Source organism: Allobosea sp. (assembly GCF_035944895.1).
Lineage (GTDB): Bacteria > Pseudomonadota > Alphaproteobacteria > Rhizobiales > Beijerinckiaceae > Allobosea.
Genome location: NZ_DASZAT010000002.1, coordinates 61676 through 81883, shown reverse-complemented (window position 1 = coordinate 81883; position 20208 = coordinate 61676). Strand labels below are relative to the sequence as shown.

The window sequence follows — 20208 nt, the reverse complement described above, 5'->3', positions numbered from 1 at the left end:
GCGGTCGGCGCGCCCACAGGGCATGGCTCGGGCAACGTGACTTCTATCGAGGACGCCATGACCATCGCCGCTACCGGCCTGCCGCCAGCGCCGAAGCCTGCAGCCAGGGCACAGGGCGTCTCGCCCTTCATCGTCATGGATGTGATGAACGCTGCCGAGGCGATTGAGCGGCGTGGTGGCTCGGTCGTGCACATGGAGGTCGGCCAGCCTTCGGCGGCTACGCCAGCCAGCATCCGGGCCGCCACGGCGCGAGCGCTGGAGGATGGCCGGATCGGCTACACCCAGGCGCTCGGCATCGGCTCGCTCCGCGCCCGGATCGCGCGGCATTACCGCGATACCTACGGCGTCGAGGTGCCGGCCGAACGCGTCGTCGTGACGACCGGCTCCTCCGGCGGCTTCATCCTCTCTTTCCTCGCCTGCTTCGAGCCCGGCGCGCGCATCGCGATCACCGCTCCGGGCTATCCGGCCTACCGCAACATCCTGATCGCGCTCGGGCTCGAGCCGGTCGCGATCCCGGTCGGCCCGGAGACGCGCTATGCGCTGACGCCGGAGCTGATCGCCAAGGCGCATGCCGAAAAGCCGCTCGCGGGCGTGCTGACGATGAGCCCGGCCAATCCGACCGGGGTGGTGATGGCGCCCGAGGCGATCGCTGCGGTGGCGGCCGAGTGCCGGCGGCTCGGCCTCTGGTACATCTCCGACGAGATCTATCACGGCCTGACCTATGAGCAGCCGGCGACGACGGCGCTCGCCGCCGACCCCGATACGATCATCGTCAACTCCTTCTCGAAGTACTATTGCATGACCGGCTGGCGCGTCGGCTGGCTGGTGGTGCCGGAGCGGCTGGTCCGGGTGATCGAGCGGCTGCAGCAGAATTTCTCGATCTCGGTGCCGATGCTGAGCCAGGTCGCGGGCGAGGCGGCCTTCGACGCGAGCGAGGAATGCGAGGCGATCAAGGCCGGCTATGCGGAAAACCGGGCCTATCTGCTCAAGGCCTTGCCGGAGATCGGGCTGGGCGATTTCCTGCCGGTCGACGGCGCCTTCTACATCTATCTCGACATCGGCCGATATTCGAACGATTCCATGAGCTTCTGCCGGGATGCTCTCGAGAATGCGGGCGTCGCGATCACGCCGGGACTCGATTTCGACGAGGGCCGAGGCGCGCGGACCGTCCGGCTCTCCTTCGCCGGCTCGCTCGCCGAATGCGAGGAGGCGGTGGCGCGCCTGGGACGCTGGCTGAAGGCGCGCTGAGCCCAGAGCCCGTTCCGATCAGGTTGATCCAACCTGACCGGATCCGGCTCCAGCGCTTGCCAAGGCGAAGTGGTAGACTCAATCTGATCCGGCTCGGGGACTGGACATGGTCGCAATGCGGAATCGGCTGAAAGCCATGACGTTGTGCTCGGCGGCGTTGCTGCTGGCCAGCCTTGCCGCAGGGCCGGCCGTGGCGCAACACGCCAAGGCCGAGCCGTCGCCGGTCCTGACCCTGCGCGGCGACGAGACGCCCGAGACGGTGCGCAAGCTCGTCGATGCCTTGTCGGCCGGCGGGCGCCAGGTCGAGATCAGGATCGCCGGCAAGGATGAGCCTAAATCCGCCGCCGCGCCGTCAGCAGCAACGGCGCCGGCTTCTACCGGTGCCGCCACGCCTTCCGGCAAGGCCCAGCCCCAGGCCGAGGACGAGACGCCGGTCGAGGTGTTCTGGGATCATTTCGTCGACGGGGCGTCGATGGGGCTCGGCGCTGTGCCGCGCCTGAGCCAGCTCCCTGACGCCTGGAGCCAAGCCTGGGCGCAGAACCGCAATGGTGCCAGCGGCGTGTCCGCAAGCTGGCGGCTCATCGCGGGCCTGGCACTAGCGCTCGTCCTGGCCGGGCTGTACCGCCGCGTGACGGCGCCCTGGTTCGCGCGTCGGCTGCAGCCCGAGGGGCCAGAGTTCTCGCCGCGGCTGATCGCCTCGTCCTGGGGGCTGTTGCAGGACCTGGTAACGCTCGGGATCTGCCTCGGCGTGCTGCATGCGGTCCGCATAGTCTGGCTCCCGCAGCCGGACCTTGCGCATTCGACCCTGCGCACCATCGCCAACGGCATCGCGATCGGCGCGGGCCACCTGATCCTCGGACGCTTCCTGCTCGCCCCCGGCGCGCCGGAGCGCCGGATCATGCCGCTGCCGCGGGCCGAGCGGGCCTTCACGTTCCTGGCCATCTACGGCATCGTCATGCCGATCCTGCTGACAGTGACCGTTTCGGCCCAGCATGCCACCGGGCCAGGGCCGGTCACCGGAATGTTCGCGCTGGTCGGAATCGCCTCGACTCTGTTCAAAACGTGGTGGTTCATCGATGCGCGGCACGATCTTGCCGCGCTCATTCTCCATTCCGCACATGAGCCAGGACCGCTTCGGCGCGTGATCGCTCACACCGCCGGCTGGCTTTATGCCGTGCTTGCGGTCTTGATCTGGATGGTCGGCAATGCGGCGATGATGATGGAAGGCGGCGGGCGCTGGGCAGAAGCCGCCGCGCTGACGCAGTTCATCATCGTGCTGGCGCCGATCCTCGCGGTCGGAATCACTAGCCTGATGGCCTGTCGCCAGGCGCATGCGGCGGCGATGGGCGAGGTTGCGCCGCTTTCGCTCGCGGTCGGACATGCGCTGCGCGCTGCTGCCGGCGGCGCGATCTGGGCCGGCGGCTTCTATCTGTTGGCGCGGCTCTGGGCCGGATTCCTCTTTGGTGTCAGCTCCGATCAGTTCGCTGTGCTGATGCGCCAAGCGGGCGGCGTCGCCGTGCTCGCCTTTGCGGGGTGGGTCGCGATCGTTTTCCTGCGCAGTTTCTTCGACGCCTATGCGCCGCACCCGGCCACAGCTGGTCCGGCTGACGAGGATGCGGTTCCGCACGACCATGTGCCGTCACGGCTGGCGACCGTGATGCCGATTCTGCGCGGCGTGGTGCTCACCGCCGTGTTTGGCCTCACCGGGCTCGTCCTGCTGTCGCGCCTCGGCGTTGACATCGGCCCGCTACTGGCGGCCTTCAGCATCCTCGGCCTCGCCGTTTCCTTCGGCTCGCAGGCGCTGGTGCGCGATATCGTCTCCGGCTTCTTCTTCATGCTCGAAGACGCCTTCCGCGTCGGCGAATATGTCGACACCGGCCGGCTCAAGGGTACGGTCGAGAAGATTTCGCTGCGCTCGATGCAATTGCGCCACCAGAGCGGCCAGGTCCACACCGTGCCGTTCGGCCAGGTGCAGTCGCTGACTAATGCCAGCCGCGACTGGGCGACGATCAAGTTCAATGTCCGGCTCGACCACTCCGCCGACATCGAGAAGGCGCGCAAGACGATCAAGAAGATCGGCCTCGCGCTGTTGGAGGATCCCGAATACGGGCCGCATTTCATCGCTCAGCTCAAGATGCAGGGCGTCGCCGACATCACCGACGCGGCCATCGTCATCAGGCTGAAGTTCACCGCCAAGCCGAACCAGGCCTCGATGCTGCAGCGCGAGGCGCTGAAGCGGGTCTATCGTGGGCTGATCGAGGCCGAGGTGCCGTTCGCTTCCAACGCGGTCACCGTGAAGGAAGGGAGCGGCAAGAGTGGAGCCGCGGCGATCGCGGCCGTGCCGCCGCCGACGCCGCTCGTGCCGGCGGCGGAGTGAGGCGGAGCAGGGGCAGCGTCGTGCGATCGGGATATGCGGCGCTCGCCCTCGCGGCTGGCATGATCGCAGGCGCCGCAATGGCGCAAGCGCAGTCAGCGGATGAGCTGATCACCAGCTATCGCGCGCTCAACAGCGCCTGCCGTGGCGGGTCTGGAGACGACCCGCGCACGCAAAAGGCCTGCGCTGAACGGGATCGTGTCGTCGCCGGATTGCAGCAGGCCGGCTATTGCTACGGGCGCCGCGGGCAGATCGGCGCGCAGATGAGCTGGCATCGCTGCGGGGCGGACTCGCTGCGATAGAGCGCTGGCGCGCTGGTTACTGCCCGAATTCCAGAATGAGGAAGAAGCCGAAGCCGATCAGCGCCAGAAGGGCGCCCATGCCGGCGGCGAGGCGGGCGGCCGAGAGCTGACCCTTCCACTCATGGCGCCGATCGGCACGCTCGGCGTCATGCTCGCGGCCGTGCTTGCCGAACTGGCTGGCATAGAGGTCTGGCGTCATCTGCGGGCCGACCGGCAGATTGCCCTCGAGTTCGTAGCGCACCGCGACGAAGAGGGTGAACAGGCCGAGGAGACCGACACCGAGCCAGCCGATCATCTGCTGGGCGAGGACGGCCAAGCCGATCAAGCCGGTGCAGGCGAGGGCCGCGATCACGACTCGTTCGGGGCTTCGCGGTGGCCGCATATCCTCTCCATCCAAGAAAAAAGGCCGCCGCGATCTCTCGCGACGGCCCTGATCTCACTTGCGTCCGGCCAGCTTGTTCCACCAGCCGCCGCGCTTCGGCCGATCCGGATCCGGCGGCGTCAGCACGACTGCGACCGGCTCTTCGACGACCCGTGGAGCAGGCGCCTCTTCAACGACCGGTTCGGGGGCCGGAGCGGCAACGGCTTCGGGCGCCGCCGGCTCGGGAGCAGGCGCGGCTTCTGCCGGGGCGGCGGCGACGCCGTCCTCGGTGATCGGCACGACCTTCTTGCGCGAGCGGCTGCGCTTGGGCTTTTCCGCCGGCTCGGCGACGACTTCGGTCGCGACATCCGCAACATCGGCAGCCTTGGCCGTTTCTGTCGCTGCTTCCGTCTCCGCCTTCTTGCTGCGGCTGCGGCGAGCGCGCTTCGGCTTGGTCTCAGCTTCCGCTTCGGCGGCAGGAGCCTCGCTCACGGGCGCGGCCGACTCCTCGACGGGAGCAGCAGCTGCAACCGGTGCCGCATCATCGGACTTGCCGACGGTCGCGTCGTCGCCGTCCTCACCCTCGTCATGGTCGCCGGCCTCGTCGGCAGCACCTTCGACATGCGGCTGGCCGTCACGTTCGCCACCACGCCGGCGGCGACGGCGGCGGCGGCGGCGGCGATTGTCGCGGCCGTCCTGGCTTTCGCCTTCACCTTCGCCATCAGCAGAGCCATGCCGAGCCGTCTCGCTCCCGGCTTCGCTTTCGCCTTCGACCTCGGCCTCAATCTCGACTTCGACGATGTCCTCGTCCTCGGGCTCGTCGATGATCGCCTCGGCGCGCATGCTGGAGACCGGCACGACGCGGTTCTCGTTGCCGACGAACTCGCCGCGCTCGACCTCGAAATAGCGGGTGCCGAGCAGGGCGGCATCAGCCGACACGGTGATCGTGATGTTGAAGCGCTCCTCCAGGTCGCGCAGATGGGCGCGCTTCTGGTTGAGCACGTAGAGCGCGACCTCCGGCCGGGTGCGGACCTCGAGATTATGCGAGGCGCTCTTGATCAACGCCTCTTCGAGGGCGCGCAGGATCTGCAGCGCGATCGACGGGGTCGAACGGACGAGGCCGGCGCCGGCGCAGTGCGGGCACGGCACCGAGGAACTCTCGAGCACGCCGGTGCGGATGCGCTGGCGCGACATCTCCAGCAGGCCGAAGGCCGAGATGCGGCCGACCTGGATGCGGGCCCGGTCGTTCTTCAGGCATTCCTTCAGCTTCTTCTCGACCGCGCGGTTGTTGCGGTTCTCCTCCATGTCGATGAAATCGATCACGATGAGGCCGGCAAGGTCGCGCAGGCGCAGCTGGCGCGAGATTTCCTCGGCCGCTTCGAGATTGGTCTTGAGGGCGGTGTCCTCGATGTTGTGCTCGCGGGTCGAGCGCCCGGAGTTGATGTCGATCGCGACCAGCGCCTCGGTCTGGTTGATGACGATGTAGCCGCCGGACTTCAGTGTCACCGTGTTCGAGAACATCGCGTCGAGCTGGCTCTCGACGCCGAAGGCGGCGAAGAGCGGGGTCTGCTCGCGATAGGGCTTCACGCTCTTGGCATGGCTCGGCATGAGCATGCGCATGAAGTCCTTCGCCTCGCGATAGGCGCTCTCGCCGGCGACGTGAACCTCGTCGATGTCCTTGTTGTAGAGGTCGCGGATCGAGCGCTTGACGAGGTTGCCCTCCTCATAGACCAGCGCCGGGGCGACCGAGCCGAGCGTCAGCTCGCGCACGCTTTCCCACATCCGCATCAGATACTCGTAGTCGCGCCTGATCTCCGGCTTGGTGCGGGAGGCGCCGGCGGTGCGCAGGATGATGCCCATCCCCTCCGGCACCTCGAGCTCCTGGGCGATCTCCTTGAGGCGCTTGCGGTCCTCGGCATTGGTGATCTTGCGCGAGATGCCGCCGCCCTTGCCGGTGTTCGGCATCAGCACCGAATAGCGGCCGGCGAGCGAGAGATAGGTGGTCAGCGCCGCGCCCTTGTTGCCGCGCTCTTCCTTGACGACCTGGACCAGGATGATCTGGCGGCGCTTGATCACCTCCTGGATCTTGTACTGGCGGCGGATGTTGCGCGGCCGCTCGGGCATGTCGTCGAGGGCATCGCCGCCGCCGAGCTGCTCGGGCTCCTCCTGGGCCTCGTCGCCGCCGTTCTCCTCGGCGTCGTCGCCGGTCTCGTCGTCCTGCGCGGGGCGGCGGGCCTCCTCAGGGGCCTCGGCACCATCCTCGGAAGCAGGCGCCTCGGTGGTCTCGAAGGTCAGCGGGGCGGCGTTCGGGGCCGCGTCCTCGGTGGCGGATTCGGCGATCTCGGGCGCGAAGAACTCGCCGAAGGCGGGGCCGCCCTCGTTGACCATCGCGGCTTCCTTGCCGTCGGTCTCGACGCGCTCGCCGGAGGCCTCGACCTCGGCGCTGACGGTCTCGCCGCTCTCGGCGGCGCGCTTGGGCCGGTTGTCACGATCGCGGCGGCCGCGGCGGCCGCGGCGTTCGCGCTTCTCCTCGTCGCGTTCTTCCTCGCGCTCGGCGCGCGCTTCCTCGGCAAGCAGGGCCTGCCGGTCGGCGACCGGGATCTGGTAGTAGTCGGGGTGGATTTCGGAGAAGGCGAGGAAGCCGTGGCGGTTGCCGCCATATTCGACGAACGCGGCCTGGAGCGAAGGCTCCACCCGCGTCACCTTCGCCAGATAGATATTGCCGCGGAGCGGCTTGCGGCTGGCTGATTCGAAATCAAACTCTTCGATACGCGAGCCGCGGGACACCACGACCCGGGTCTCTTCCGGGTGGGTGGCGTCGATGAGCATCTTGTTGGCCATGGGACAATTCCATTGGCGCGACGGCCTTGGCAATCCGCCGGGCTGCGGACGCAAGTCCGCGGCCGCGGGCAGGGGCGCCGCGCATGTGCCGGCTGAAGCCGGCCTGTTGCAGGGAGAAAAGTTCGGTCTGGGGCGGACGACGGGAGCGAGCGGCAGAGCGGGCGGACAGCCCGTCGCCACCTGAGAGGTTTCGACGAAACACCGAAAAGGAGAACGGCGTCGTTTGCTCCGACATCTTACCTTTGACCTGCAGCGCGCCTCGAACGGGGCGCACCGCGTTGACACGCTCGCGTACAAGAAGACCGGCGCCGATTGCTGCCTGGCGCAAGCCCGTCCGCGGACGATTCCGTTGCTGGCTGCCTTCGCGCCGGCACGGATCGGGATGATCCGGTCGTTCGGCCAGTTCGCAGGACGTCAGCGGGCCAGGGACCCGGTTTGCGCGCTGCGGTAGCCTTCGCGATGCAACCGTCTCCATTACAGACAGGCGATGCATTTTTGCAAGCGCGTTAACGGTGGGTGATCGGGCAGGCGCGGTTTCCGCTGCCTGCCGGTCATGGTAACGGGTTGTCAATGATTGGCGACGCTATGGTTAAGTCCTGTTAAGCGTCGAACCAGCGAATCGAGGAGCTTCCTCCTGCTTCACCGGCTTCGCCTCTCCACAAAGGGCATCCCGCACCGCATCGCCATGCCGGCCTTGCGGCTATTCGCATGCGCGGCGTTGCTCCTGTCTTCGCTCTCGCTCGCAGCTGCGAATTCGCCGGCGCGTCCCGCCAGCGATCTCCCGGTCGGCACCGATGCCCGGCTCGAGGTCCAGGGCGAGATCGTCCGGCTGACCATGGCGCTGTCCCGGCCGGTGAACGCGAGCGCCACGGTCATGGCAGGGCCCGATCGCGTCATCGTCGAGTTGCCCTCGATCAACTTCCAGGTGGACCCGAAGCAGGGGCGCAAGTCCGCGGGCTTCGTCTCCGGCTTCCGCTACGGCCTGTTCATGGCCGACCGATCCCGCATCATCCTCGATCTCGCCCAGCCGGCTACGGTGGCAAGCGTATCGGTCAAGCCGGTGCGCGGCGGCTTCGGCGAGCTGGTCGTCGAGCTGAAGCGGACGAGCCGCGAGGAGTTTGTCGCGCTCGCCCGCGAGGCGACGGCGAAGACACTGCTGCCGAGCATCCCCGTCGAGCGCAAGGCCGAGGGCGATTCGCGCCGGATCGTGGTGATCGACCCCGGCCATGGCGGTATCGATCCTGGCACCCAGGTCGCGGCGATCGCCGAAAAGGCGGTGGTCCTCGCCTTCGGGCTGAAGCTGAAGGAACAGCTCGAAGCGCAGGGGCGCTACCGGGTGATCATGACCCGCTCGGACGACACCTTCATCTCGCTGAACGACCGTGTCCGCATCGCACGCGGCGTCGAGGCCAGTCTCTTCATCTCGATCCACGCCGATTCGCTGGCGCAGGCCCAGGACGTGCGCGGTGCCACCGTCTACACCGGCTCGGAGCGTGCGAGCGATGCGGAGGCGGCGCGGCTGGCGGCCAAGGAAAACCAGGCCGATGCCGTCGCAGGCCTCGATTCGAGCGAGGACGTGCATGATGTCGCCGGCATCCTGATGGATCTCGCCAAGCGCGAGACCCGCAGCTTCTCGACGATCTTCGCGCGAAACCTGGTCGAAAGGCTCGGCGGTTCGGTAAAGATGCACAAGGTGCCGTTGCGTTCGGCGGGTTTTCGCGTATTGACCGCGCCTGACGTGCCGTCGGTGCTGATCGAGCTCGGCTACATGTCGAGCCCGAAGGATGCCGAGCTCTTGAATTCCGAGGGTTGGCGCACGCAGGCTTCCGCCGCCGTTCAGCAGGCGGTCGACCAGTATTTCGAGCGCCTGCAGGTGCCGGGCAAGGCCGCGCAAAGCAGGCCTTGATGGCCGAACGGTCGAAGATGGCGATTTGTGGTCGCAAAGCCACGGTTCCGCCATTTCTGCCGTGATATAGAATTGAGTTGAAGATCAGCCGTGCAGGTCGTGACGCCAAAGGGGGAGGGCGCCGATACTGCCGCTAGCCAAGGTCAAAATTCTCGATGCGGTTCATATTGCGCCTTTTCGGATGGGCGTTCGCCGTCGGTACGATCCTGTTCGTGATCGGCGTCGCGGGCGCGGCCGGCGTGATCTGGCACTACTCCAAGGACCTGCCCGATTCGGCGCAGCTGCGGAATTACGAGCCGCCGGTGATGAGCCGCGTCCATGCCGGCGACGGAAGCCTGATCGCCGAATTCGCGCGTGAACGCCGGCTCTATCTGCCGATCCAGGCGGTGCCGAAGCTGATCATCGACGCCTTCCTCTCGGCCGAAGACAAGAATTTCTACAAGCATTTCGGCGTCGATCCCGAAGGCCTGGCCCGCGCCGCGATCTCGAACTTCCGCAATCGCGGTTCCGGCCGCCGGCCGCAGGGTGCCTCGACCATCACCCAGCAGGTAGCGAAGAACTTCCTTGTCGGCTCCGAGCAGAGCCTCGAGCGCAAGATTCGCGAGGCGCTGATCGCGCTGCGAATCGAGTCGACCTATTCGAAGGACAAGATCCTCGAGCTCTACCTCAACGAGATCTATCTCGGCGCGCCGGCGCCGGGGCAGGGCAGCTATGGCGTCGCTGCGGCAGCGCTGAACTATTTCGGCAAGTCGGTGCATGAGCTCAACGCGCAGGAGGCGGCCTATCTCGCCGCTCTGCCGAAGGCGCCGACCGACCTGCACCCGTTCCGCAACCGTGAACGTGCCATCGAGCGCCGCAATTACGTGCTCGACCGCATGGCCGAGAACGGCTTCCTCAAACGCCCCGATGCCGATGCTGCCAAGAAGCAGCCGCTCGGCGTCAATCCGCGCACGGTCTCGCCGAACCAGATCGCCGCCGGCTATTTCGCCGAGGAGATCCGGCGCGAGCTGCAGGACCGCTATGGCGAGAAGAAGCTGCTCGAAGGTGGCCTCTCGGTGCGTGCCACGGTCGATCCCAAGATGCAGCTGATGGCGCGCAAGGCGCTGGTCGACGGCCTCGTGCGCTTCGACGAGGCGCGCGGCTGGCGCGGCGCGATCCAGAAGATCGATGCGGCGAGCCGCGAATGGGGCCTGGCCATCGCCGAGCTTCCGGTGCTCGGCGACGTCAAGCCCTGGCGCCTGGCCGTCGTGCTCGACGCCAGCGGCGACAGCGCTCGCCTCGGCCTGCAGCCGATCCGCGAAGCCTCCGGCCAGCTCCGTCCGGAGCGCGAGACGGTGACGCTCGGGCCGGACGGCATCCGCTGGACCCGGCGTACCCGCGTCTCGCAGGCGGTCTCGGCCGGCGACGTGGTCTATGTCGAGCCGATCGACGGCAAGCCGGGCCAGGTGCGCCTGCGCCAGATGCCCGAGGTCAACGGCGCGATCACCGTGATGGACCCGTTCTCGGGCCGCGTGCTCGCCATGGTCGGCGGCTTCTCGCATGACCAGTCGGAATTCAACCGGGCGACGCAGGCGCTGCGCCAGCCGGGCTCGTCCTTCAAGCCCTTCGTCTACGCGACCGCGCTCGACAACGGCTACACCCCGTCCAGCATCGTGCTCGACGCGCCGATCGAGGTCGATCAGGGCGGTGGTCTCGGCATGTGGACGCCGAGCAACTACGACGGCAAGTTCACTGGCCCGCGCACGCTGCGCTACGGCATCCAGTTCTCGAAGAACCTGATGACGGTGCGCCTCGCCAAGGATGTCGGCATGCCGCTGATCGCGGAATATGCCCGCCGCTTCGGCATCTATGACGACATGCTGCCGGTGCTCTCTATGTCGCTCGGCGCTGGCGAGACGACGGTCATGCGGATGACCGCGGCCTATTCGATGCTCGCCAATGGCGGCAAGCGCATCCGGCCGACGCTGATCGACCGCATCCAGGACCGCTGGGGCGCGACGATCTTCAAGCACGACCAGCGCACCTGCGAAGGCTGCGAGGCCGAGAAGTGGAGCAACCAGCGTGAGCCGCGCCTGATCGACAATCGCGAGCAGGTGCTCGATCCGCTGACCGCCTACCAGATGGTCTCGATGCTCGAAGGCGTCGTCAATGCCGGCACCGCGACGGTGGTCAAGTCGGTCGGCAAGCCGCTCGCCGGCAAGACCGGCACGACCAACGACGCCAAGGACGTCTGGTTCGTCGGCTTCTCCCCGGACCTTGCCGTTGGCGTCTACATGGGCTTCGACAAGCCGAAGTCGCTTGGCAATTCGGCGACCGCCGGCCAGTACGCCGCGCCGATCTTCCGCGACTTCATGGCCGCCGCGCTGAAGGACAAGCCGGCGACGCCGTTCCGCGTGCCGCCCGGCATCAAGCTGATCCGCGTCGATCCGCGCACCGGCATGCGCGCCGGTGGCGAAGGCGGCATTCTCGAAGCGTTCAAGCCGGGCACGGCGCCGCCGGACAGCTATTCGGTGATTGGTGCTTCCGACGGCACTGGCGGGGCGATGAGCGTCGCGCCGGCCGGCGGTCGCTCGGTCGGCTCCGGCACCGGCGGTCTCTACTAGAGATCGCTTCTGCCGGTACAGAGCGCGAGCGCCAAAGGCGTTTCCCGCGCCTGGGCTTCGGTTTTTCGGACAGGTTTCGGCTACAGCCGGAACCTGTTCTCGTCTGTGGGCTGTGAACAATGAAAGCGTATGTGGCGCTGCTGCGCGCGGTGAATGTCGGGGGCACCGGGAAGCTCCCGATGAACGAGCTGACGGCGATGTGCAAGGACGCGGGCCTGCACAAGGTCCGGACCTATATCGCCAGCGGCAACGTCGTGTTTTCCAGTGACGCGGACGAAGCGGAGATCAAGGCGAAGCTCGAGGCCAGGCTGCGGGCCTATGCCGGAAAGCCCGTGGGCGTGCTGATCCGGTCGGCGGATGAGATCGCCGGCGTGCTGGCTCGCAATCCGTTTTCGGACAAGCCAGGCAATCGGACGGTCGCGCTGTTCGTCGATGGCCCGCTTGATGCCGACGCATTGACCGACGCGCGCGGCGTGCAGGACGAGTTGATGCAATTGGGGCAGCGCGAGATTTATGTCTTTTACGGTGATGGAATGGCTCACTCGCGCCTGCGTATACCGGCAGGTGAGGCCGGCACGGCGCGCAACATGAATACCGTCGCCAAGCTCGCCGAGATGGCCAGAGCACTTTGATTGCGACTTCGGGTAAGGCTACGGCCGCCGTTTACACCCGGTCCTTTCGCCCCTATCTGAACAACTCCGTTCGGCACGCCCGACCGAAACCCATCAGGAAAGCCTCGCCCGCACCATGCGCCCAGAAATCCAGACGCAACTCGATAACGCCAAGCAGTCGATCGGACTGCTGAGGAGGCATCTTTGACTGGGATGTCGCACAACGACGCCTGGCGGAGCTGAACGCGCTCTCCGAAGGTCCTGAATTCTGGAACGATGCCGAGACCGCGCAGAAATTGATGCGCGAGCGCACCACGCTCGAGACCCAGATCGAGGGGATCACCAAGCTCGAACGTGACGTCGAGGACGCGCTCACGCTGATCGAGCTCGGCGAGATGGAAGAGGACGAGGCGACCGTCGCCGAGGGCGAGGCCGCGATCAAGGCGGTCGAGGTCGAGGCCGGCCGACTGCAGGTCGAGTCGCTGCTCTCAGGCGAAGCCGACATGCTCGACACCTATGTCGAGATCCATCCCGGCGCCGGCGGCACGGAGAGCCAGGACTGGGCCGAGATGCTGCTGCGCATGTATCGGCGCTGGGGCGAGCGGCGAAAGTTCAAGGTCGAGACGCTGGACTATCAGGACGGCGACCAGGCCGGCATCAAGTCGGCGACGCTGCAGTTCAAGGGCCACAACGCCTATGGCTGGCTGAAGACCGAATCCGGCGTGCACCGGCTGGTGCGGATCTCACCCTTCGACTCCAATGCCCGCCGGCAGACTTCGTTTGCGTCGGTCTGGGTCTATCCGGTCGTCGACGACCGGATCGTCATCGAGGTCAACGAATCCGACTGCCGGATCGACACCTACCGGGCGCAGGGAGCGGGCGGTCAGCACATCAACACCACCGATTCGGCGGTGCGCATCACCCATATCCCGACCGGGATCGCGGTGACCTGCCAGCAGGAGCGCTCGCAGCACAAGAACCGGGCCAAGGCCTGGGACATGCTGCGCGCCCGCCTCTACGAGGTCGAGCTGAAGAAACGCGAGGACAAGGCCAACGCCGAGCAGGCCTCGAAGACCGATATCGGCTGGGGCCACCAGATCCGCTCCTACGTGCTGCAGCCTTATCAGTTGGTGAAGGACCTGCGCACGGGCGTCGCCTCGACGGCCCCGTCCGACGTGCTCGACGGCGATCTCGACCAGTTCATGGAAGCGTCGCTGGCCCAGCGCGTCTACGGCACGAGCGTGGACGTCGAGGACATCGATTGAGGGTGGGCCTGTTCCGGCTGACTCCTTGAATCAAAACAACCGACTGCAGCTGAAAGCTGCAGTCGGTTGTGAGGAGCACGCGCGTTCTTGGTACGCCGTCAGAGCTGCCCCGCCAGCTTGTCGCCGGCACGCAGGAAACGGTTCGGATCGGCAGGCTCGCCGTCGATACGGGTCTCGTAGTGCAGATGAGGGCCGGTTGAGCGGCCGGTGGAGCCAACGCGGCCGACCAGCGTGCCGGCCGTGACCACCTGACCTTCGCTGACCAGGATCGCCGACATGTGGGCATAGCGGGTGGTGATGCCGCTGGCATGCTCGATCTCGACCATATTGCCGTAGCCGCCGGAATACTCGGCCGTCACGACCTTGCCCGGGCCGGTCGCGCGCACCGGCGAGCCGTGCTCGGCACGCAGGTCCATGCCGGTGTGCAGGGCCGCGCCGCGCGTGAAGGGATCGGCGCGATAGCCATAATTGGAGCTCAGCTCGAGTTCTCCCGCGAGCGGCCGGCGCAGCGGCAACTGGTCGACGAGTCCGCGCAGGCGAAAAACGGTCGCGATACGCGGCTGCAGCGAACTCAGGGTCGCCTCGAACGGCCCGGCCGAGGGGTCGAGATTGACCGGGACCAGAGGGCCGCCGACGCCCTTCGGAACCTGGGCGGCGACGGCGAGCTTGTCGGTGTCGAGGCGGGTTTCGGCAAGGGCGGTGCGCAACGTCTTCTGGGTATCGCCGAGATTCCTGTCGAGCTCGCGCAGGGCCGCGAGTTGCGTGGCCGAGCTGCGCTCGATCGACTGGTCGAGCTGGGTCAGGGCCTCGGCGACGCGCTTGGCCGGTGCGACCGGCTCCTCGGCCTCGCCCGACTGCCAGGGCGCCGGGCGGTCGTCGGCGCCGCGCAGCGGCAGGGTTTCCGGCGCCGGGGTCGGCTTGCCCGAGGCAAAGGGCGCGAAGCTGGTGACGCCGGAGGCGCGGACCGGTTCCTCGGGCTTGATCATGCGCTGGCGCAGCGGGTTCTTGGCGGCCTGCGACACGCCGATCCCGGCCGATTGCAGGCTTTCGGCGACCGCGCTGACCAGCGATTGCCGCGATTCGAGCTCGGCCTGGCGCGTGGCGATCTCGCCGACGCGAGCCTCGACGCCGTCCTGGTCGAGCAAGGCGCGGCTGGCGAGCCGGTCGACATCGGCGCGCAGGGCGGCGATCCGATCCTCATAGGCGTATTGGCGGGAGGTCTCGCGGCTGATCAACCGCGCGGCGAGATCGTCCTTGCGCAGGATGTACCAACTCGTCGCGCCGCTCCAGGCCGTGGTCAGCGCCAGAAGGCTGAGACCGAGCAACGCGGTCGAGCGGCGGACAGTGAAGCTGCGGCGGGCAAGAATGCCAGTCACGGCAAGCTCGTGGCCGGCGGCCTGAGCACGGGAATCCAAGGAGGTCATACGCAAAACCGGAAGTGACGCTGCGATAGGATGATTAGACCTCGTTAGGGTTAATCAATCGCAAATCGCAGCGGGTTTTGCGGATATCCGAGCTCTGGCCTCAGATCTCGCGGGCGGCCGCGAGCACGGCTTCGGCATGGCCCTTGACCCGGACCTTGGCCCAGACGCGGACGATCTTGCCGGTCTCGTCGATCAGGAAGGTGCTGCGTTCCACGCCCATATAGTGGCGACCATACATCTGCTTCTCGACCCACAGGCCGTAAGCCTCGATCGCCTTGCGCTCCTCGTCCGAGACCAGCGTCAGCTGCAGGCTGTATTTCTGCTTGAACTTGTCATGGCGCTTCACCGAATCCGGCGAGATGCCGATGACGGTCGTGCCCGCCGCGGCAAAGTCGTCGCGCAAGGCATCGAAGGAGAGCGCCTCGTTGGTGCAGCTCGTCGTGTCATCCTGCGGATAGGCATAGAGCACGACCTTGCTGCCGCGCAGGCCCGAGAGCGTGAGCGAGCCGCCGCCATCTGTCGGCAAGGTGAAGTCGGGGGCCGGTACGCCTTCGTTCAATGCCATCTTCGCCTTCCTTTGGTCGCGATCACATGCAAGGGCCGGGCAAGCCGCGGGCAATAAGCCGGCTCCGACCACAGACCAGAACCGACCGGGAGCGAATCAGCTAGCTTGCCGCTGCTGTACCGCTCCCCGGATCAGGCGCATCATGCGGATGCTGCGGCAACCTAGCTGCCGGAGCCACCGCATCGATCCGCATGATTCGAGCAGCAAGACAAGAAGCGATTCCGTTTGACCGAGACCAGCAAGATCGCCGCGGCTCCCGCAGCCGGCACGGCTTCAGAGACGGAGTGCCAGGAGGTGGTCGCCGTTGCCAAGCGCGCCTGGCGCGGCATCGTCACCATCGCGCTCACGGTCTGCGTCGCCGTCGTCATGCTGGGTTTCGCCGCGGCCGCCTTGCTGGTCAGCGGCTTCATTCCGCTCTCTGGGCTTGAGGGCCGCATCTCCACCGCCATCGAGGAACGGCTCGGGCCGAGCTGGAAGGTCACGGCCGAGCATGCCCAGCTCGACCGCGTCGATGGCCGCTCGCGCCTGCGCGTCCGCGAAGTCTCGTTCAAGCATGCCGGCGGGGCTTCGTTCCGGGCGCCGGAGGCGGTGTTGGGTTATGATCCGATGGCGCTGCTGCGCGGCGACATCCGCCTGGTCTCGCTCGACTTGCGCGGCGTCAACATCCGGCTCGGCGTCAGGCAGGACGGCTCGCTGCTGCTGGAGCAGGATGTCCAGCCGGAACAGGCTCCGAAAACGCCGGTGGCGGGCGATCCGGTCGACTGGGACGCCTTTGCCGGGGCGATGAACGCGATCGGCGCGCTGGTTTCGAATGACGGCCTGCTCGGCTCGCTCGAAGCCGCCGGCATCGGCGGGGCGCGGGTGACGCTGATCGACCCGGCCGGGCGGCAGCGCTCCGGCCTGGAGGATGTCGACATCAGGCTGGAGCGCTTCGGCGGCGGGCAGGCGCGGCTGTCGATGAAAGGGCGCATCGGGCCGCGCTGGAAGGAGCTGGCGATCGATCTGGCGAGCGCGCCGGACGGCACGCGCAGCGCTACGATCGACATCCAGCGCTTCGAACCGGCCGAGGCGGTGGCATTGGCCTTCGGCAACACCATGGTTGCGCTCGACGGCCTGGCGCTCAGCGGCAAGATCTCGCTGACCCAGACCGGCGGCGGCGAACGCAGGATCGCCGCGGGGCTTTCCGTCGCACCGGGGACGGTCAAACTGCACAATGCCGGGCTCGACCCGATAGAGGTCCAGGGCGCCAAGCTCGACTTCACCAGCGATGACGGTCTCAAGACGGTCAAGGTCACGACCGCCCAGCTCCAGGCCGGCGAGACCAGGCTCGCCGGAAGCGGAGAGGCGCGCAACGAGGGGGGCATCTGGCGGCTGGCGCTCGACGGCGCGGGGCAGGTGGCCGGTATCGGCAAGGATGCGGCGGTTGTCCTTTCGAGCTTGCGCACGCAGCTCGAGGTCGACTCCGGGGCGGGCGAGGTGCGGATGAGCCAGCTCTCGTTCAAGGGGCCGCTAATCAACGCCGAAGGCTCCGGCATGGCGCGCCGGCGCGACGACAAGAATTCGCATCAGTTCCAGATCAGGGCGGTCGACACCGACATGCGGGCGGCGCTCGCAGTCTGGCCGGCGGTGACCTCCCCCGATCTGCATGCGGCCCTGGTCGAGATGGTAAAAAGCGGACGCGTCGAGGAGATCGACGTCAGGGTGACGATGTCCCCAGAGGCGAATGCGCGCCTGTTCGATGGCAAGGGCATGGACGACGATGCCGTCGCCGTACGCTTGAAGGCGTCGCAGGTCAGCTTCCTGCCCAACCCCGGCCTGCCGCTCCTCACTGATGCGCGCGTCGTCGGCTCGACGACAGGCCGTACCGTCGATCTCACGGTCTCCCAAGCCATCGCCGAGGTCGGCGAAGGCCGCAAGCTCCAGCTCGGCGATGGCACTTTCGCGATGTCCGACACCTGGGCGAGCCGGCCGCAGGCGCGGATCGGCTTCAAATCGACGGGCTCGGCCGACGCGCTGGTCGCGCTCCTCAATTTCCCGTCCCTGCGCGAATTCTCGCCGCTCAAGATCGAGCCCGGGACGCTGCGCGGCGCGATCGATCTGACCAACCAGCTCTCATTGCCGCTGGTCAACGATCTGACGTTCAATGACGTCCTGATCCGCAGCACCGGCATGCTCTCGAACATCGCCTCCGACAATCTGCTCGGTGGCGAGAAGCTGGAAGGCGCCAATCTGGCGCTGACCTATGATCGCGGCCAGCTTTCGATCAAGGGTGAAGGCAGGGTCGGCGGTGACAAGGCGCCGATCGAGCTCAGGCAGAATGCGAAGGGGCAGGGCGAGGCGACCGTCTCGCTCAATCTCGACAATGCTGCGCTGAAGCGGCGTGGTCTCGGCCCTGAGACCGGCATCAGCGGGTCGATGCAGGTCAAGGTCGTGAAACCGCTCGGCAAGACCCCGGAGGCGCCGCCGCGCGTCGAGGTCGACCTGACCAAGGCGACGATCGACACGGGCGTGCCCGGCGTCGGCAAGCCTGCCGGCCGGGCCGGCAAGGCAGTCTTCACCTATGTCGTCGACGACGACGGTCCGGATCTGGAGGATCTGACGATCGAGAGCGCGCCACTGCTGGCCAAGGGCCGCATCTCGCTGACCAAGCAGAACGCGTTCGAGAGCGCCAGCTTCTCGCAATTGCGCCTGTCGCCGGGCGACAACCTGACCAAGGTCGAGATCGGCCGAGATGGCAGCGTGACCAAGGTTTCGGTGCGCGGGGCGGTGCTCGATGCGCGGCCGTTCATCCGCGACCTGTTCGATGCCCCGGCGGCGCCGGCCAGGAGCGGCGCTCGCGGCAGCCAGAACGCCGCGTCGGGGCCGGATTTCGATCTCGATCTCGATGTGCCGATCCTGACCGGCTTCAACAACGAGGCGCTCGGCAACTCGCAGCTCAAGCTGTCGCGTCGCGGCGGAAACCTCCGCGCGATCACCTATCAGGGGCGGATCGGCAAGGCGGACCTCTCGATCAAGCAGGCCAAGCAAGGCGAGGGCGCCGGGTCGATCGTGGTGCAGTCGGAGAACGGCGGCGCCACCTTGCGCTTCCTCGACCTCTATCGCCGCGCCTATGGCGGCGATCTGGTGCTGCAGATCGGGGCTGGCGAGGGGCGCCAGCCGGGCGAGCTTCTCCTGCGCGGTTTTACGGTGCGGGACGAGCCGGCCCTGCGCCGCGTCGTCGGCCCGCCGGGCTCCCAGGCGCCGGGCGCGCTCGACAGCACCGGCGCGCCTGCCCCGCGCATCGATGCGAGCGATGTCGCCTTTACCAAATTGCGCGCCGAGTTCGTGCGCAGCGCCAGCCGGATCGACATCAACGACGCGGTGCTCTGGGGCCAGCAGGTCGGCTTCACCATCCAGGGCAATGTCGACTATGGCCGCGATCGCGTCGACATCGGTGGCACCTTCGTGCCGGGCTATGCCTTCAACAACGCTTTTGCCCAGGTGCCGGTGGTCGGCATGATCCTCGGCGGCGGGCAATATGGGGGGCTGTTCGCGGTGAACTTCCGCGTCTCGGGCTCTGCCAGCCAGCCGACCATGACAGTGAACCCGCTCTCGGCGATCGCGCCCGGCATCCTGCGCCGCTTCGTCGACCCGCTTGGTGGTGGGCCAATGGGGCAGGGGCGGCCCGGTGCCAATGTGCCGGCGCCCGGCACGGCGGAGCGCTGAGCGCGCCACTGGCGGAAGATTCAAGTCATATTGACCTAAGGGAATGCTCGACTAGAGTCAGGCGGTTCAACTCGGAACGAGCGAGGTTGCCTGTGCCTGGACCGCCGCTCACCATCCGGTTCGCCGTTGGAGCCGGGGCATCCCCCAACAAGGACGACGACGTCGCCAAGATCATCACCTTGCTGCGCGAAATCGACGACTGGGCCGGCGGCGCGCCCGATGCGGACAGGACGAATTTCAAAGCTGCGATCCTGACGTTCCAGCGCTATTGGCGCCTGGGTGGGGGCGACGGAATCGTCAGTCCCGGAATCGAGCGGCCCCGGACGCTCAGGATGCTGAATGTCCGGGCCGGCCGGATCGTCGAGCCGGAGAAGGGCACGGCCTATCCCGAGACGGCGAACGTCACCGTTCGCTTCCAGGTGCCTCCGAGCGCCCAATATTCGCAGGGCGACAAGCGCTGGAAGGAGCAGGCGCTCAACGACAGCAAGGACATCATCTGGGCCAAGGGCTGCGCCCTGACGGCCTGTGCGACGATGATCGCCGCCAGGAACATCCGGTTCCAGGAGCCGCATCTCGCCACGGTGAAATCGGTGCTGGCGAGCAAGAATCCCAGCTACGCGCTCGACCCGGCGATCGTCACGCCGGCGACGCTGGAAGCGTGGATGTCATATGGCTCGCAAGGCTATGCCAACCGCAGCAAGGGGCGCTCCGATCTCGATTTCGGCTACCTGACCGGTGGCTTCGGCAAGCGCGTCTGGCTCTACAGCCAGTACAAGGGCAGCGCGACGAGCTTCGCTGAGATCTCGCGCTGGCTGAAATCGGGCCTAGGCGTCGTTGCCCATGTCAGCAATGAGGGCACGATGAATCACTGGGTCGTGCTGACGGGGCATGACGCCAGCGGAATCTTCAGCGTCATGGACCGAAGCTGCGAGCTTCAGTTCGTCTACTTCAGCCAGCTCGACCGCTTCAACCGCTATCACTTCAGCTGAATGCCCGGCGGCAA

13 protein-coding genes are annotated in these 20208 nt (G+C 67.1%); 9 read left to right on the top strand and 4 right to left on the bottom strand.

Going from position 1 to position 20208, the window contains the following annotated elements; all coding sequences use genetic code 11:
• Positions 1-57 precede the first annotated feature (57 nt).
• The 3 genes from VGV58_RS00565 (at position 58) to VGV58_RS00555 (ending at position 3924) form a co-directional block, all read left to right on the top strand.
• Entirely contained in the window at positions 58-1248 is a 1191-nt protein-coding gene (locus VGV58_RS00565) for a pyridoxal phosphate-dependent aminotransferase (RefSeq protein ID WP_326872014.1), read from the top strand.
• A 136-nt stretch (positions 1249-1384) separates the two neighbouring features.
• Positions 1385-3625, top strand: coding sequence for a mechanosensitive ion channel family protein (locus VGV58_RS00560; protein WP_326872013.1), 2241 nt, complete (start codon positions 1385-1387; stop codon positions 3623-3625).
• A 59-nt stretch (positions 3626-3684) separates the two neighbouring features.
• The gene (locus VGV58_RS00555) at positions 3685-3924 is read left to right on the top strand and encodes a hypothetical protein (RefSeq protein WP_326872012.1); all 240 of its coding nucleotides are present in this window, start codon (positions 3685-3687) and stop codon (positions 3922-3924) included.
• 16 nt (positions 3925-3940) lie between these two features.
• On the opposite strand, the gene VGV58_RS00550 is transcribed toward VGV58_RS00555, so the two are convergent.
• Both VGV58_RS00550 and VGV58_RS00545 read right to left on the bottom strand, forming a co-directional pair.
• A complete protein-coding gene (locus VGV58_RS00550) occupies positions 3941-4276 on the bottom strand; it encodes a hypothetical protein (RefSeq protein ID WP_326872011.1) in 336 nt (111 codons plus the stop codon).
• An 84-nt stretch (positions 4277-4360) separates the two neighbouring features.
• Positions 4361-7126, bottom strand: a complete 2766-nt coding sequence (locus tag VGV58_RS00545; protein WP_326872010.1) for a ribonuclease E/G — start codon at positions 7124-7126, stop codon at positions 4361-4363.
• A 718-nt stretch (positions 7127-7844) separates the two neighbouring features.
• Between VGV58_RS00545 and VGV58_RS00540 the strand changes: the two genes are divergently transcribed.
• From VGV58_RS00540 to prfB, 4 genes are all read left to right on the top strand, one after another.
• A complete protein-coding gene (locus VGV58_RS00540; RefSeq protein ID WP_326872009.1) occupies positions 7845-9032 on the top strand; it encodes an N-acetylmuramoyl-L-alanine amidase in 1188 nt (395 codons plus the stop codon).
• Between the two features lie 155 nt (positions 9033-9187).
• Positions 9188-11635, top strand: a complete 2448-nt coding sequence (locus VGV58_RS00535) for a penicillin-binding protein 1A (RefSeq protein WP_326872008.1) — start codon at positions 9188-9190, stop codon at positions 11633-11635.
• 131 nt (positions 11636-11766) lie between these two features.
• Positions 11767-12267, top strand: a complete 501-nt coding sequence (locus VGV58_RS00530) for a DUF1697 domain-containing protein (protein WP_326872007.1) — start codon at positions 11767-11769, stop codon at positions 12265-12267.
• A gap of 115 nt (positions 12268-12382) precedes the next feature.
• A protein-coding gene (prfB, locus tag VGV58_RS00525) for a peptide chain release factor 2 (protein ID WP_326872006.1) occupies positions 12383-13511 on the top strand; the annotation gives its coding sequence in 2 pieces (ribosomal slippage) (positions 12383-12451 and positions 12453-13511; 1128 coding nt in all).
• A gap of 98 nt (positions 13512-13609) precedes the next feature.
• Here prfB and VGV58_RS00520 read toward each other — a convergent pair.
• The gene (locus VGV58_RS00520; protein ID WP_326872005.1) at positions 13610-14887 is read right to left on the bottom strand and encodes a M23 family metallopeptidase; all 1278 of its coding nucleotides are present in this window, start codon (positions 14885-14887) and stop codon (positions 13610-13612) included.
• Between the two features lie 148 nt (positions 14888-15035).
• On the bottom strand, positions 15036-15500 hold the full coding sequence (locus VGV58_RS00515) for a peroxiredoxin (protein ID WP_326872004.1): 465 nt from the start codon (positions 15498-15500) through the stop codon (positions 15036-15038).
• Positions 15501-15725: 225 nt separating this feature from the next.
• Between VGV58_RS00515 and VGV58_RS00510 the strand changes: the two genes are divergently transcribed.
• Entirely contained in the window at positions 15726-19205 is a 3480-nt protein-coding gene (locus VGV58_RS00510) for a hypothetical protein (protein ID WP_326872003.1), read from the top strand.
• A gap of 92 nt (positions 19206-19297) precedes the next feature.
• On the top strand, positions 19298-20194 hold the full coding sequence (locus VGV58_RS00505) for a hypothetical protein (RefSeq protein ID WP_326872002.1): 897 nt from the start codon (positions 19298-19300) through the stop codon (positions 20192-20194).
• Positions 20195-20208: the final 14 nt, after the last annotated feature.